This is a genomic window from Leptospira interrogans (assembly GCF_900156205.1).
Lineage (GTDB): Bacteria > Spirochaetota > Leptospiria > Leptospirales > Leptospiraceae > Leptospira > Leptospira interrogans.
Genome location: NZ_FTNA01000001.1, coordinates 171,038 through 187,139, shown reverse-complemented (window position 1 = coordinate 187,139; position 16,102 = coordinate 171,038). Strand labels below are relative to the sequence as shown.

14 protein-coding genes are annotated in these 16,102 nt (G+C 34.2%); 4 read left to right on the top strand and 10 right to left on the bottom strand.

Going from position 1 to position 16,102, the window contains the following annotated elements:
• Positions 1–542: 542 nt before the first annotated feature.
• From BW942_RS00825 to BW942_RS00780, 9 genes are all read right to left on the bottom strand, one after another.
• The gene (locus BW942_RS00825) at positions 543–887 is read right to left on the bottom strand and encodes a nucleotide pyrophosphohydrolase (protein WP_001004759.1); all 345 of its coding nucleotides are present in this window, start codon (positions 885–887) and stop codon (positions 543–545) included.
• Complete coding sequence (locus BW942_RS00820) at positions 884–1,951, bottom strand: DUF1574 domain-containing protein (protein WP_001982901.1); 1,068 nt, start codon at positions 1,949–1,951, stop codon at positions 884–886. The genes BW942_RS00825 and BW942_RS00820 overlap by 4 nt, the downstream gene beginning before the upstream one ends.
• 9 nt (positions 1,952–1,960) lie before the next feature.
• Positions 1,961–3,358 (bottom strand): MBOAT family O-acyltransferase, encoded by a 1,398-nt coding sequence (locus BW942_RS00815; RefSeq protein WP_000578203.1) that lies wholly within the window; start codon positions 3,356–3,358, stop codon positions 1,961–1,963.
• Entirely contained in the window at positions 3,355–4,515 is a 1,161-nt protein-coding gene (locus BW942_RS00810; protein WP_000666150.1) for an SGNH/GDSL hydrolase family protein, read from the bottom strand. Before BW942_RS00810 ends, BW942_RS00815 begins: the two co-directional genes overlap by 4 nt.
• Before the next feature lie 14 nt (positions 4,516–4,529).
• Positions 4,530–5,942 (bottom strand): MBOAT family O-acyltransferase, encoded by a 1,413-nt coding sequence (locus tag BW942_RS00805; protein WP_000898540.1) that lies wholly within the window; start codon positions 5,940–5,942, stop codon positions 4,530–4,532.
• Between the two features lie 71 nt (positions 5,943–6,013).
• Entirely contained in the window at positions 6,014–7,399 is a 1,386-nt protein-coding gene (locus BW942_RS00800) for a hypothetical protein (RefSeq protein ID WP_000632699.1), read from the bottom strand.
• A gap of 432 nt (positions 7,400–7,831) precedes the next feature.
• On the bottom strand, positions 7,832–8,404 hold the full coding sequence (locus BW942_RS00790) for an LIC20162 family protein (RefSeq protein WP_000812265.1): 573 nt from the start codon (positions 8,402–8,404) through the stop codon (positions 7,832–7,834).
• A 4-nt stretch (positions 8,405–8,408) separates the two neighbouring features.
• Positions 8,409–9,551: a glycosyltransferase family 4 protein gene (locus BW942_RS00785; protein WP_001122447.1), complete on the bottom strand. Its 1,143-nt coding sequence runs from the start codon at positions 9,549–9,551 to the stop codon at positions 8,409–8,411.
• 19 nt (positions 9,552–9,570) lie between these two features.
• On the bottom strand, positions 9,571–11,016 hold the full coding sequence (locus BW942_RS00780; RefSeq protein WP_001095794.1) for a glycosyltransferase family 87 protein: 1,446 nt from the start codon (positions 11,014–11,016) through the stop codon (positions 9,571–9,573).
• A 195-nt stretch (positions 11,017–11,211) separates the two neighbouring features.
• Here BW942_RS00780 and queA point away from each other — a divergent pair, with 195 nt between their 5' ends.
• Together queA and BW942_RS00770 are read left to right on the top strand one after the other, a co-directional pair.
• Positions 11,212–12,270: a tRNA preQ1(34) S-adenosylmethionine ribosyltransferase-isomerase QueA gene (gene queA, locus BW942_RS00775; protein WP_000897626.1), complete on the top strand. Its 1,059-nt coding sequence runs from the start codon at positions 11,212–11,214 to the stop codon at positions 12,268–12,270.
• A 25-nt stretch (positions 12,271–12,295) separates the two neighbouring features.
• Complete coding sequence (locus tag BW942_RS00770; protein ID WP_000595826.1) at positions 12,296–13,918, top strand: AAA family ATPase; 1,623 nt, start codon at positions 12,296–12,298, stop codon at positions 13,916–13,918.
• Positions 13,919–13,929: 11 nt separating this feature from the next.
• Here the strand turns inward: BW942_RS00770 and BW942_RS21350 are convergent, their stop codons facing one another.
• Complete coding sequence (locus tag BW942_RS21350) at positions 13,930–14,205, bottom strand: hypothetical protein (RefSeq protein WP_001017780.1); 276 nt, start codon at positions 14,203–14,205, stop codon at positions 13,930–13,932.
• Here BW942_RS21350 and BW942_RS00765 point away from each other — a divergent pair.
• On the top strand, positions 14,176–15,531 hold the full coding sequence (locus tag BW942_RS00765; RefSeq protein ID WP_000691276.1) for a membrane protein: 1,356 nt from the start codon (positions 14,176–14,178) through the stop codon (positions 15,529–15,531). The genes BW942_RS21350 and BW942_RS00765 overlap by 30 nt on opposite strands.
• Before the next feature lie 104 nt (positions 15,532–15,635).
• Positions 15,636–15,941: a YbaB/EbfC family nucleoid-associated protein gene (locus BW942_RS00760; RefSeq protein WP_000492446.1), complete on the top strand. Its 306-nt coding sequence runs from the start codon at positions 15,636–15,638 to the stop codon at positions 15,939–15,941.
• Positions 15,942–16,102: the final 161 nt, after the last annotated feature.

Sequence of the window (16,102 nt, the reverse complement as noted above, 5' to 3'; positions counted from 1 at the left end):
TTGCTTTAAAATGCCGTAAATCCCGAATTTGCGTTATTTTTTAAGTACCACTATTTTTTCGTAAATTAGGCCGTTAATAACTCGGTACTATTTTCATGCGTTCGAGTAGTAACTCAAAAAAAACGATGCGAGGGAACTCAAACCATCGCGCTCAAACTTAGCTCCTCGCTTCTTGAATGCCGATGATCCTTAGAAGGGCATTTGCTGAGTTTTCTGGATCGTTCGATGGATCGCGTTCTATAATAAATTGGAATAGAGATGATTGTTGTATTATGTTTACTATATAAATTGATTGACCAGAACTGAGTCTGGCTTTGCCATAGGCAAGCTGGATTTGCCCTGGTTTTTTTAAGTCGAGTTTACCGATTTTAAAAGCTGAACTTTGCAGATCGATTCTTTAAATGTGGGAACTACCACAAAATTTAGATTTATCTGTAAAATAATGTGTGGGAACTCTCACAAATTACGATTTTACGAACAAATTTTAAAATAGTAGGGACTCATACTTTTAGAAAATTTTTCTTACGCCAAACTCACATTACTTAAGTTTGAAGTTTTGGATTTTCCTTGTGACGATTTTTATCTCTTTCTGTATTTTTCTTTAAAGTGGTGTGTAATGCGTCTTCTAAAGAAATTCCCATTTGATTGGCTAGGCAGACCAATACAAATAAAATGTCTCCCATTTCCTTGGAAATTCCTTCTGGATCTTCCCCTTTTTTAAAAGATTGATCTCCGTATTTTCTGGCAATTAGTCTTGAAAATTCTCCTACTTCTTCCATGAGAATTGCAAGATTGGTTAGTTCTGAAAAATATCGAACTCCAAATTCGGAAATCCATTGATCTACTTTTTTCTGAGCTTGATTGAAAGTGAGTTCGTTTTCGTTCATTTTTGTATATCCAATTGATCTACTAAAATTTCAGTCGGTTCTAAGTAACATCCTCCGCTTAAATGATGGGGATCTATATACTTCTTACATTTTACTTGAGCGCGAAATTCATTCATATCGAGTGAAACTACATTCTTAAATTCTAATATTTCTTTACGAATGTTTTCCCAAATAGAATAAAACTCTGCAGATTTTACTCTAGTTTCTAGACCCTCATACAATAGTGGGGACCAAAGAATCACTTTGATGCCGTTTTTCTCTGCGGTTTTTAAAAATTGGAACAGAAATTTTTTCTGAATTAAAGAAAGACTAATATAACGATAGGTTTCGTTATAATACTTTATCGCTTCTTCTTCTAATTTTTCTGGAGGAGTATTGGTCAATAATACGTTTGGAATTCCTCCGTTGAACTTATCCGATTCGGTCATGAGAAGATTTCGAACCGCAAGAATCGTTTCCTTGGAATTAGGATCTTTGATTCTTCCCATTGCTTCTTTAAATCTAGGAGGGAATACAGTGGTTCTAAAAACCCTGGATCTTAAAAATGTATCCCAGTCGTTTGTAGAAAACCAATTCGCATAACGCAGAAAATACGAAAGATCATAAGAATAACGTAATGGATAACGGTTACAGAAGTCAGTCATTGAATCCGGATAAAATTCTAAAACCGCGTAATCCGGTTTGATTCCGGAGGAAAGTATTTTCTCCAAGTTGTAGTTATGATACGAAAAAGGTGCGGAAGGTGCGGAAAAATTATACACGATTAAATCTGATCTTTTTTTACGCATAACATCGAGCGAGAATTCTCCCATGTGTGAGGTCCCAAAAAAGATTAGTGTTTTTTGGTTTTCTTTGGAGGTAGATTTTTCTTTAATTAAGGCGGAGAGCACTCTGTCTTTCATTTCATAAAAGTAATATTCTGCCCCTGCTTCTGTATAAGGGCGAACTAATTGAGAGGATAAAAAACGATCCAAAGAAAGTGCAAAAATAAAAAATAAAAGAGGGACTGTTAATAGTTTTTTACGAAACAAAGGAACCAGATTCGATCGTTTTAGGATATTCATCATTCCCTCTTAAAATTGAAAATAGATAAAGTCCTGACTCTTGCCCGCGTAATTGGAAAGAAGTAGAACTAATAAAATTAGAAAAATGGAAATTAGAATTTTTCGATATTTAAAATAAAACCGAGGCCACTTTTCAAAATATTCTAATGTATGGAGTAAAATTCCCCCGATCAAAAATGGGATTAGCAGAGAACTTTTTAATATTGATTTTGTAGGTTCGACGATCCACGGAATCCCATAATAAAGAACGTGCCAAGCATCTGAGATAGATTGAGCACGAAAAAAAACGGCTCCTATCATAAAAATTGAATATACGAAAAAAGCACGCACGAACCACCATATAAACCCTTTTTCGGGTAATTTTGGAACGCCGATCTTTTCCATCAATCGATCTATTACCAACCAAAAACCGTGCCAAAATCCCCACACTACATAAGTCCAACTGGCTCCGTGCCAAAAACCACCTAACGTAAACGTAGTGATTAAATTCAAATAAACCCTAGGTTCTGAAGTTCTGGAACCACCTAACGGAATATAAATATAATCTCTAAGCCAAGTGGCGAGTGTGATGTGCCACCTTCTCCATAGATCTTGAACGTTTTGTCCGAAAAAAGGTGCGCGAAAATTTACTGGAATATTAAAACCTAAAAGAAAAGCACAACCTCTGGCTATATCTGTATAACCACTAAAGTCGCAATAGACTTGCCAGGTAAATCCCTGTGCCGCCCAAAAAAGAGAATTACCGTCGTACTCAGAAGGGTTTCTATATACTGGATCTATCAAAGCAGAGATATTGTCCGCGACTAAAATTTTTTTTGCAACTCCGAGTCCCAAAAGATACAAACCGGCGTAAACATAAGAAGGTTTAATTTTTATTTTATCCAAGATTGGAAAAAAATCTTGGTGTCTCATGATCGGACCGGCTACCAACTGTGGAAAAAATAGAATAAAAAGTACAAATCGAAAAAAACCACAATTTTCAATGATCTTTCCACGATAAACATCCACTACAAACGCGATGATCTGAAACGTATAAAAACTGATTGCAAGCGGTAGAATGATTTGAAAGCCGAAGGTTTTTTGGTCTAAAAATTTCCAACCAGTCCAAGTGTAAAAATTATCTGTAAAAAAATAAAAGTATTTAAATATTCCCAGATTGATCAGATCTAAAACTACGATTGTTCTTAAAATAAATACACTCTTCTTTTTAAATAAGCTTTGAATTGCCAAATAATTAATATAAAGAATCCCTAATAAATGAAAAAGAAAAGGAACGCTCCAAGTAGCATAAAAAATTAAAGAAGCAATTACAATCACCCATTCCCTATATTTTTTCCCGTTATAACTCCAATAGATAATATAAACACAAAAAAAGAACAGAAGAAATAAAGTGGAGGTAAAGATCATTTGGTTTCCTTTTCCAGAATTGCTTTGAAATCTTTCGCAAATGTGAATGTTAATTTTTTCATTCCAATCGAATTGAGATGAATTAGATCGTAATAGTAATTCCCGTTATCCGGACCGTCCAACATGTCCTGATAATCAAGTAGTGGAACCGGATTAGAAGGATGAATTCTTCTTAGTTCTCTTTTCCAAACTTCGTTTCTTTCTGTAAGCCTCCACTTTTGTATGAGTTGACTGTAAGGTGCTACTACTCCGATTATTTGTATATCTTGACCGTTTTCTTTTCCGATCCTTCTAATTTCGTCGTGTAAAATCTTAAGACGGTCGAAATACTGTTTTGTAACTTTGTCTTCTTCTGCATGCGTCACTATATGATTTGCAATAATGCAAGTATCAAAGATTGCCTTTTTATGAAATCGATCCGAACCTTTTGGAATTGGCTGGCCGTTGGCAGGGTTGGTCTTTTCTATACAATCGGAAATATCTTGAATAGGATACATGCTGATTCTTTCTAGATATGAATTCTCATAGTCCCAAGGATTTGGATTTTCTATTTTAAAACGTTTTCCTATATCTTTGATTCTTTTAGAAGGACTTAAGATTAGATCTTGAACGTCTCTTCTGTAAGCGATAGACTTCAAAGTGATGTAAATAAGATCATTCACATTCACTTGGTAACCGAAATCGTAAATTCTAGGATATACTTCCAGACGATTAAATTCGGAAATCATCGCAAGAGTAGGTAGGTTCAAAATTTTTTGACCAACCCAAGGAGTTGTTATTTCAAATACATGAATTACTGTTTTTACATTTTTGAAATGAGGAAGAGTTTTTAAAATGGCCAGATCTTGTACGATCAACTCGGTTCCTGGAATTGCAATAGACTGAACTTTTTTTCCTAAAGAAGAAAGTTCCTGATTCAAAATTGGAATGGACAAACCTTGATATGCGACCGATGTTCCTACAACTAAAACGTCGGGATCAAATTCCTTTTGTTTTTCAAGAACGTGATCTGTAATTCTAGAAACGTTAGCCGCGTATGAATTCTTTTTTAAAAAAGGTCTATAACAACCAAACTGCATTACGATTTCGAGTCCAACTAGAATCAAAACCGGAATCCAAAACTTAGAATCTTTGATAAATGCAATATATTCTTTCATATTGGATTTTTATCCTAAAAAGCAAAGTAAAGAAAACTCTGGCTTTCCGTAATTCCGAAAATCAAAATCATAAATACGTTTGCGAGAAAGAAAAGTATGAATTTCCATCTACTTTGAACAATTTTTTCTATATTATTTTTTGCGAATAGATAAGACGCTATAAAACAAATTAATAATAGAATACCATACGTATAATTAGAATATCCTTTGATTCCTACAAATCCGTTCGGTCCTAAAAAGAGTAAAGACTTCATCATAGGAATTGCTTTTTCCATTGTTTCTGCTCGGAACATGATAAATCCAAACGTTAGGCAAAACATCGTAAAAATTCTAGCACAAATATCATATACAATTCCTCCTTTCTCGTTTAAAAAAGTAGCAATTCTTGTTTTGGAATATTCTCTATGTGCAAGAATCATAATTCCCTGCCAAAGCCCCCAGCTGATAAAATGATACGCGGCTCCGTGCCAAACTCCTGCAAAAAACCAAGTGATAAATATGTTTCTATAGGTGAAAAGCGCACTTCCTCTAGATCCACCGAGAGGAATGAAGATATAATCCCGAATCCAAGTGGAAAATGATATATGCCAACGAGACCAGTGATCCGTTATGTTTCTTGCAACCATTGGAAAATTGAAATTAGGATCAAACTTATATCCAAAAAGGCGAGCTACACCGATGGCGATGTCAGTATAACCTGCAAAGTCAAAATAAATCTGCCAACCAAATGCAAGAGCTCCTGTCCAGATTTCAATCGGATTGAGAGTTGTATAGTTTGCAAAAGTAGAATCTACCACTTTTGCTAGATTGTCTGCAAAAACAATCTTACGAGTAAACCCAATCAAAATCTGACAGAACGCGATTTGAATGTCTTCTTTTTGAACTAAAAGAGGAAGTTCTAAATCTCTAAAGAACGTTTGTGCACGGACAATCGGTCCAGCGACCAGTTGAGGAAAAAAAGAAACATAAAGAGCAAAATCTAAAAAAGATCTTTTGGCTTCTATTTGTCTTCGATATACGTCAATCGTATAACTCAAGGATTGGAACGTATAAAATGAAATTCCAACTGGAAGTACTATATCATAATATGCGAATTTAAATCCTGCTGTAGGAGTAAGATCGTTTACTACTCCTAAAAGAAAATTCGTATATTTAAAATAGGCGAGTAGTCCTAAATTAGTAGCAAGAGATAACAAAAGCCAAAGTTTTCTTTTTTTAGTATCTATAGTTGTTTGAATTTTGAGAGAAACAAAATAATCAATAACGATTGAATAGAGTAAAAGAAGGATAAATTCTTTTCTCCAAGACATATAAAAATAAAAACTTGCGCCGAGTAGAAAAATTCTTTGGATTTTTCCTTTCAATAGATGATTGAGAATGAGTACGATCGGAAAAAAAAGTAGAAAATGAAGAGAGTTAAAAAGCATTTTCGTCTAAATCAAGCTTTGGAATATCTGAAGAGCAGTTTTTCAAAATAGAATATACTTACAACTTCAATTTACAGGCTTGGAGTTTTAGAATCCATATCGAAAATACTGGTTTTTTCCGATTCAGCAGGATAAATTTTTTCGGGAAGAATCGATTCTAGTTTGAATTCAATTCCCTGTATATAACTTACAGTTTTTTTCTTAGAACGTGGAAATGTAGAAAAGGAGAAATTGATTAGAAATAAAAGAAGACACCAAATAAAGAGTATCGAATGATAAATCGCTCTACTTCCAAATGAGAACGTCTCAAACTCGATGGATTTTAAAGTCAGACCTGCAAGAAGAATCATACCTATCGAAGTTCCCACCCAAAACTCGAAGAAATAACCTTCCCACCATGTATAAAATAAAATGGAAGGTATAAGCCAAAACAAAAGTAGAATGGTCTCGATTTGAAATCGTTTCCAGATATTTTTAAAATTGAAAAAAAATGTACAAAAAATCAAAATCCAAAAGGTAAGATTTAGATTATAAGGTAAAGATTCTCTTTGTTCCCAAGAATGTAGGCGGACTCTCAAACCATTTTTGACTCCTTCAAAATTGAGAAACGCATCTCCGATTCCTCGATAAAAATTCATCACATAATTTTTTGCTTCTGGAGAATTCCCCCATTTGTCTTTAGTCGCATATAAAAAAAGCCAGTTCGCAAAATTTCTTTCGCTGTCTAAAGGAGAAGAAAGATTTCTATTCAATAAAATAAAACCAACGTAGAGATAAGAAAGGGTTAGAATTCCAATCAGTAAAAAACAGTAGATAAGCGTATAACGTAACTTTTGAGTAAGTTCAAAATTTTTTCCTTTCCAAGTCTGAGAGAATAAAATAGAAATCGGGACCAACGGTAAAAATAAAATATCCGATTGATGAAAATAAACTCCAAAAAGTTGAATTGTAAAAAGGGTGATCAAAGAAATCGGGGAATGTCCTTTTTTGGTAAAATAAACACAAAACAGATACAAAGCCGCGATCAAACAGGAGTGGATCAATGGGGTATCGTTATGTTGTGCGTAGAACCAAAATCCTTGAGAAAAATGGACGGCTAAACCTAATACGATTGCGCCTAACGTATCCGAATAGATTTTACGATACATATAAATAAAGCAAAAAAGAAAAAGTAGTGCAGAAATTAAAATTCGTAGACGAAGTCCAAACATTACAGAATCTTTTCCGAACCATTCTCTCCAAAGTTTAAGATATAGATAACCACTACTTTCAAAACCTAGATGGTGAGGATTGTAAAAAATTCTCCAGATAAGATCGGAATTGATATTGTAGGCGTATACAATTGCGTCCCAATCGTAATGTCTCGAAAGAAAACGAAGATCGAAAAGAAAAACTACAAATAGAAAACAAATTAAAAAGCTAAAAAAAATTTTATTTTGTAAGGCTCGTGTTATCATCAAACATCCATTAAACGTATGTCTCTTGAAGTTGTGCTAATAGGTTCTTGTCAAATCTCAAAATATGGAAACTATTACAGCTTTTAATGGTAGAGAAAAGTTTATAAACAATCCAAAGACGACGTAATCCGTAGCAGGAACTAACATACAATTGATAATTGGATTTCTTTTCAGTTTTTGGGTTAATTCTAAAGGTAATTTCATCGGATTTAATTTTTATATAAGGTAGTTTCGTTTTTGTAATTTTCACTAAATTAAAAATTTATTTAATAGAAGTTGTTGAAACATGAAATTCTACATCTGTTCTCATTTTATGAAAACGGTCAATTGTAGTAGTTTTGTTAATCCCAACTATGGAATTTTTCAACAACTCTAATATAGATTGTCGATAAAAATTTCCGAATGGACTCGATTCAAATAAATTCCCATATTTTAATATTCAAATAATCCTCGGATTAGATTTCCGTTTTGACTCGGAAAAAAAAATGGAGAATAAAGAGTTTTAAAATCGGGAGAAACGATAACGATTCTTTCCAAACCTAAAAATCCTCTTAATAAACCGGTTTTATGTATAACTTGAATTCCATTTTGTTTTCGATTCCACTGAAAGACATTCTTGTCGAAAAAAAACTTTCTTTCCAGAAATAGGAAATCTCCTTTCAGAAATAAAACGGTAAAACATGTTCTACCAATAAAACGAATCCAATCTAAAATAAAACCAAGTCCTATATAACCGAAAATGATAACACCAACTGCTATATATAACCTTTGGTCTTGTAGAATCGGAAGGTTTAAAACCTTTGGAATCAATAGAAAATCGGTAAACTTTTGAAGATAAATAGCGGAAATTTCCACCGCAAAATAACAACCGTATAACACTCCAAAGACGATTAAAGTAACAAATACTGGAGGGATCGGATTGATTTTGAGACGAATCGGAGTTTCCACTTGGTTTGAGTTCAGTGATTCCCAGCCGGAGTAAATTTTTTTTTCATTCTGCTTCATGTTTCTAACGATGTAATTCCTTTCTATGTTTCCAAAGATCAATTAAACCTTCTTCGATTTTTTTTGCAGTCTGATCCCAGGTCCACTGAGACGCATCCCAAACGGAAGGTCTTTTCAGTTTTTTATTAGGTAATTGCAATAAAGAAGAAACCCAAGAATCTACACTCAAAGGTTCCGCAAATAAATCTACGTCTCTTTCTAAAATTTCATGGAACACAGGAATATCAGAAGCGATGCAGATTTTTCCTTCTCGAAGAGCCTCTATTAAAGGAAGTCCAAAACCTTCATGGGTCGAAGGAAATAAAAACGCAGAACATTTTTGATACAACCAAGCAAGAACTTCGTCTACCGGATTCTCTACAAAAAAAATTCCTTTGGATTCTAAGTTGCCTTCTTTTAAAAGTTTTGTCAGACCTTCTGATTTCCAGCCTAAACGACCGGCGATTACAAGTGAAAAGGGATAAGAAGAATTTTGTTCTTTTAGTTTTAGATAAGCGTTGATCAAAGTGTTCAAATTTTTTCTAGGTTCCAAAGTTCCAATGGTAAATAAAAATTTTTCAGGAAGTTTTTGAAGTGGTTCTTGAAAAGTAGGAAAAGATTCTACTCCGGGATAAACTACTTTCAATTTCGAACTTAGATTTGATTTAAATTTTAAAATATCATGACGTGTATTTTCGGAAAGACAGAATATAAGATCAGCACGATTTAACGTTTTAGGAGAAAGAATTTTATGCTGCCAAAAGTTTGAGGTTGTCATCGTTTTTGGAGCGGCACGAAAGTTGAGATCATGATAATTGACCGCGGTTAACGCGCCACCGCAGATTAGAGGGAGCAACTGAAGAGTTCCCCAAAAAATATCCAATCGATCCTTACTGATTCTTTTTGGAACCGTGCAGTTAAGCCAAATAATCCCTGGAAATTTGCCGGTCATAAAAAATCTGGAATTTGGATTGGAAAGTATATCATAAAATACTGTATGAATCGGTTTATTAGAATAGAGATAGTATTCTAAAGGAGAATCGTTTCGAATCAATCTTCTTAGAACTTCAGCAAGGTATCTGGAGTTTCCCGTAATTCCATAGGCCAAAGGACGAACATCCACTCCTACCCTAGGTTTGTATTTAAGTTCATTGGTTTGAATTGGCATTGTAAATCGGTTATCAATTTTAATTTTTTTCTGAAGTTGAATACTTCAGAGAAAATAAAAGTAAAACATATTGAAAAATTGCAAAATACAAAAGATAAGAAGCCATCATTAATTTTTCTTCTAAACCGTTACCTAAAATCGAACGGTTAAAAAGAAGAATTAAAACTGAGCTTGCTATAAAATAAAAAGACACTTTATCTTTTTCAAATATAAGTTTTATGGAATTTATAATTCTTTTTGGAAGAGGATTGGAACTTGTTTTCCAAAAAGGAAGAACCGAATGTTCTGTAAAAGACCAAATCCGATCGAGTAAAATCCCGGAAGGATATAAAAGAAAAACGAAAGAGTGTATCCAAGAAATTCCGCTAAATACAATTGAAAAAACAAACAGACAACCCAGAGTCAATTCTACATTACGTTTTGTAAATACTTTCCAAAAAAACGGAATTACGAGGACTAAAGAAAATATATAATACATTCCTTTAACAACTAATTCATTCAATTCTTGGAGAGGATACCCAAATCGAGATTGGTTTAGAACGTCTGCATAATTTAAAAAATATTTTGCAAGAGTTGCGTTCAAACTTTGGTTATTTTTCCAGGCCCTAAACAGAGGCGATTTTAAATAATTATCTAAAATCAATTGTTTCCAAGTTAAAGTCATCTCAATCGTAAACGAAGGCGCATACAAACAAGGAAGTAAAATCCAAAATAGAACGAATACAAACGTATAAAAAATTGCCCAGTAACGTTTTTGCATTAGAAAAAAGAGAAGAAAGGCTCCCGGAGTCAGTTTGATTACGATTGCGAGAGAAAGTAAAAAACCGGATAACCAATTTTTGTTGGTATGAACCGAAGTCAAAATCAAAAAGATTAGAATCAAGCTGACCTGGTTGTTGTTTTGGTGATTTTCTAAAAATTTCAAATTAAGAATACAAAGAGCAATGATAAAAAGTAAATTTCCTTTTCGATGAAAGCGAATGGAAAGAATATACAGAGAACCTAACAAAGCCAGAAAATTCAACGTAAGAAAAATTGCAGACGCAATTCCATACGGAAACAGAGAAATCGGAATGAGCAAAAAAGCAAACGTAGGCGGATAGATATAAGAACCTACCCCTTCCATCATATCTTTCAGTTGTAGAAAAACTTTTGGAGTAAAAATCTCTTCAATTTTAATTTCGCCCGATCGAAGTTTTGCAAGAATTACTTCGATTTGATCTAAGTTGTATAAATTGTTTTCTTGAGTGAATCGGATCGAAGCATTATAATAGTCCCGAAAATCAGATCTGTTTTCGGATTTGAATATACCGTTGATAAAGAAGAGAGAAAAAAATAAAACGGTTCCTGCAACAATCCAGTTTCTCAATTGCATTCTGAAACACTTTTCAATTCCGTTAGAAAAGCCAATCAATAAAAAATCATCCATTTTCTTTTCTGCTTTGTTTCTAAAAGGAGTATTCAACTATGGGCCGACTCGTGAAGCAGATTTATCTCTCACTTCTGTATACAAAACCTCTATCAAATTGTTTTTTATTAAAACGGGTCTCTAAAATAAAATTTAACTTAAAAATGGTTTTGAGCCATATTTGAAAAAAATTTCTTGAGATAGCTTTTAATCTAAAAAATTTAGCAACGTTACACCGCTCATTCAAAAAAGATGTTATTTAAAGACCTCAAAGAATTCGAGTTTATATTGTCCGAAGAAAGGATTGCACGTTATCCGGTAGCCAATCGGGATGAAAGTAGACTGATGGTCTTGGATGTAAATACGGGGACAATTTCGAGTGAACCTTCCTTTAAAAATGTGATTTCTTATTTAAAAGAGGGGGATCTACTAGTTGCCAATCATACCAAAGTAAGTAAACGTAGGGTTTATCTTAGATCTAAAACTAAAGCCAGAATTCACGAAGCCATGTTTCTGGAAGAAAAAGAATCACTTTGGAAATGTAAAATTAGAAACTCTAAAAAATTAAAGATGGGAGAACAACTCTGCGATGAAAAAACAAAGCAGATTTTATTCACGATAGAAAGAAAAGAAGAAGAATTTGTATTTCTAAAACCCAAGCACTCGCTTCAAGAAGAGGATTTTCAACAAATCGGAGAGATTCCAATTCCTCCCTATCTCAAAAGAAACGCAGATTCTGAAGACGAAATCAGATACCAAACTCTGTTTGCAAAAACACCTGGTTCGGTAGCTGCGCCAACCGCAGGTTTGCATTTTTCGGAAAATATATTCAAAACTTTGAAAGAAAAAAAAATACAATTCTGCACTTTAGAACTCAAGGTAGGGTATGGGACTTTTCAACCACTTACGGAAGAAAATTTTCAAAATCAAAAATTACATAGGGAAGATTTTTTTTTAGAAGAATCGAGTGCACAAATGTTGAATCTCGCTAAAAAAGAAAGAAGAAGAATTTTTTCAATCGGAACCACTACTTTGAGAGCGCTCGAATCTGCTTACGATCCGGTTACCAATACCTTTTGTTCCGGTCCAGGAGTTACGGAGCTTTTTATTCTTCCAGAAAATAGATTACAAAGTTGTCAAGGTCTTATCACAAACTTTCATCTTCCGGGTTCCAGTTTGCTTTTATTAGTTTCCGCATTTGCAGGAAAAGAATTGATTTTAAAAGCGTATCAAAAAGCGATCCAAGAAAAATTTAGATTTTACTCTTATGGAGATGCAATGTTGATTTTAGGAATAGAATTGATTCCTTAAAGAACTTGGTGGAGAATCGTTTTTAGTGATTAAAAGAATAACTTCCAATCAATCTGCGATCAAACTTCATGCAGGAAAACAAAAAGCTAAAAACGGCCTTCCTGATTTTTTAGCTTTTCATAGAGAAGAACTTAGTTCTTTACCGAAAGCACTGGAAAATCCTGGAATTTTTTCCAATATTCTAATCACGGGACCTGGATTAGAATCTAATCTTACCTTATTACAAGAATATATTTCCGGTCTGAAAAAAAATATCAAAGTTATCTGTGATCCTCATCCTGGATTTTTGACTCTCGCAGGATTTCCGGGAAATACGGAATATCGACCTGGTAAAATGGCCGAAGCGGACGGAGGTTATCTTTTATTGCCGATGCGAGCTCTTACGGAAGATTCTAATTTATACTTTTTAGTCAAAGAAGTATTACAAACTGGTAAAATAGATTTTTTAACGTTACCCGAAATGACTGGTTCTAAGGAGATGAATCGTTTTCATCCTTCGGTTGATACTCGTTTTCGACTCATTTTAGCAGGAGAAGAAGGAGAGGTAGATTTTATCTCCGGAATCGATCCTGATTTTTACGATAGTTTTTCTTTTAAGATTCATCTACCATATGAAGCAGTGATGAAGACTAAAAAAAATCTTCAGCTTTTTGGTGGACTGATTCATTCCTGGGAAAAACCAGGGTATCCGGAATTTGATTCATCCGCAGTAGACGCATTACTCGAAATCGGACTGAGATGGAATGACAGTAGAACAAGACTTTCTCTTTCTTTTGCGGAACTTAGGACATTTGTAGGAGAACTTTTAGTACTCTATAGAAAAGAAAAAAAGCCAATTACTAGAGTTCAAGTAGAATCGGCGATTGAATCTATAGAGAAAAGAATCGCTGTCTACAAAAGAAGATATCTAGAAAGTGTAAGAGAAGGTTTGAATACGATTCAACTCAAAGGAAAAAAGACTGGGAGAATCAACGGTCTTTCCGTGATATTACTCCATTCTTCTTTAGCAGACTTTGGTCAGGTCAACCAAGTATCGGCAAGAGTCGCACTTGGCTCCGGAAATTTTATCAATATAGAAAGAGAAGTCAATCTTTCCGGAGACTTACACGATAAGGGAGTTTTTATATTACAATCTTATATTAAAGGAATGTTCTCTCATATACAATCTTTCGGTTTAGATGCTTCCATTCTTTTCGAACAGAACTATTCTCCAATTGACGGAGACTCTGCAAGTTGTGCTGAACTTCTTGCGATCCTTTCTGCGCTTGCCGGTCTTGAAATTCCTTGTAATATTGCAGTGACCGGGGCGCTTTCCCAATATGGAGAAATTCTTCCGGTTGGTTCAGTAAATACAAAAATCTCAGCTTGGTACGAAATAATTCAGATTGTAGGAAACTCGAGGGATAAATATTCGGTTTATATACCCACTGCCAATTTGCGGGATTTGAACTTACCTTCTCCTATTCGTAAGGCTATGGACAAGGGGAAGTTTCAGATTTTTACTTGTTCTCATGTAGAAGAATTGATTCCGGAAGTTTTTGGAATACCAGCCGGAAAATTTGGCAAAAATGGAAAATATCCGTCCGGGAGTTTGTTCCATTTAATAGAGGAGAGAATCGACCGGAAAAAAGAAGAAGAACATATATAGAGACCATTAATCTACGCCGTAATAATGCGACAAAATCCTGAAAAAATTTCTTTCCTAAACATGGAAAAAATTTCAAACTGTAGAGAAAAAGACTTATTTTTGAAATATTGTTTATTTGTTTTTATACAGTCCAAATCAAACAGATTTTGAGAGGAGAATTTTTTTATCCGAATAACTTTTTCGGGATTATTCCGTGGAATGGGATCTATATTTGAGACTAGTCCTTCGATTCTGATTACCGATAATAAATTAAGAACATGAAAATCATCGGGGTCATCAATATTCAATCCTCTTTGTTTATTAGTAGCCTTTCTGCGGTTGGGTTAGGGGTTCTTTTATCTATTACTCAGGTCAAAACCCCAGAGAATTTTCAAGAAATGGAATTTTCTCCTTTAAAAGAAAAAAACGAATTCAGTCCTACCTTCAAAGAAAAAAGAGAATCAAAGGAAACTCAGACGTTTCAAGTTTTAGGTTCTAAAAAATTCCAGGAAATAGAAAAAGATTTGGAACTCACAGAAAACAGTGGTTTCAACTTTACAGGAATGGGGAATGTTTGGAGAAATTTCTCCAATACTTTAAACTGGAAACAGCCAGATATTCTATTTAGCGATTCGAATTTAAGTTGGTCAGGTGCGCGTTTTTTAGGAGTAAAACAAGATAAATTTCAAATGATGACTTCCGTTCTTCCTACCTTGGCTTTTTCAGAATTGTCTCCTTCTTTCAAAGGAAGAAAAGCGGACCCTTTCGGAGCTACAACAGGAATTAATCAAGCTAAGTTAGACGCCTTTGAATTGAGTTATACAGTTTTACCGGGAGTAAACGCAATTTTGAAAACCGGAAATTCTCTTCCTTATACTGCGGATCAAAGGGATCAGGGTTATTCGATGGCCGGATTTTCTTTTCAACCGAATGAGTACCTTAGTGCCAAAATTGTTTCTGGAAGTTCTTTCGGAAATGCAAGTTTAATTGCGAACAGATCTTCTTATTCTACTTACTCTGCCAATTCTCAATTTACAAATATAGATCCGAATATTGGAAACAATCCGGTTCTTAGAAATCAGGCGATGGGAAATACAGGAGGTAGGGTGATCGAATGGCAGGCAAATATTCAGCCCGTTAGACGTCTTTCATTTCAAACTTCTGTTTTGAATAAAGAAAAAGACAAAGGATTTTATAATCCGGAAGCGGCTCGTTTTTCTATGTTTATTGATTTTTCTAAAATTATTTTGAATGTAAGATACAGTTATTCCGCGGATCCAAATACTAGAAATAACGGACTTTATATTACTCCCGAATCCGACGCAACCACTCTTGGATTTACAATGCTTTTAGATCCGGCAGGTAGATATTCTTTATTTTTTGGAAACAATTACTACAATTTACTCTCTCAAAAAAATTCTGGAATCAATACCCAGGTTGACGAACCACTGCGTTCTTTTTCAGCCAGTTTTAGAGGAAAGACTAGTTTTCAGAACGCGATTTTTTTCATGAACTTCAGAAACAATCTTTCCAAGGGTGTAATTTATACAGACGTGGGACCGTATAGACTTCCTGCCTTCTCTCAATACTACACTGAGTATTTTACTTCCTTGGGAATGGAACTCTCCTTCTAATTTCTTATTTTAACGTTTTTGAAATTGGATCGAAAAAATTTTCGATCGATCGTTTGGGTTTGTAAAAAAATCATAGTTAAAAGTTTTTTGAGAGGGAATATAAAATGTTCAGTAACAAGTTAGAATCCATCAAACAAATGAATCAAATGCGCGTGAGAATGAAAAAAGTAGAAAAGGATCTTATGGCGCTTTCTTTTGAAGCGAAATCTAAGAACGATCTAGTAACTTGTATTTCTGATGGTAAGCTCAATATCAAAGATATATTTATTGAAGATGAACTTCTCGCAAAAAACGATAAAAAACTTCTACAGAAAAGTATCAAACAGGCAGTGTCTCGTTCTTTGGAATTGGCACAAGATGCTGCAGAAGAAAGAATGGCGGAGTTTCGTGGAATGATGGGAATGGAATAAACGTAAGCAAAATGGCGCGTTCAAGAGACTATTGCTGGGTTTGTACAAATCTATATGCGCGATTTAGAATGTAATTCAACATGTTTGTTTTTGGTTAGAGCGGCTTTATAAATTGTATTAAAATCATGTCGACAAATTATAATGTCTGATCAACGACTTTA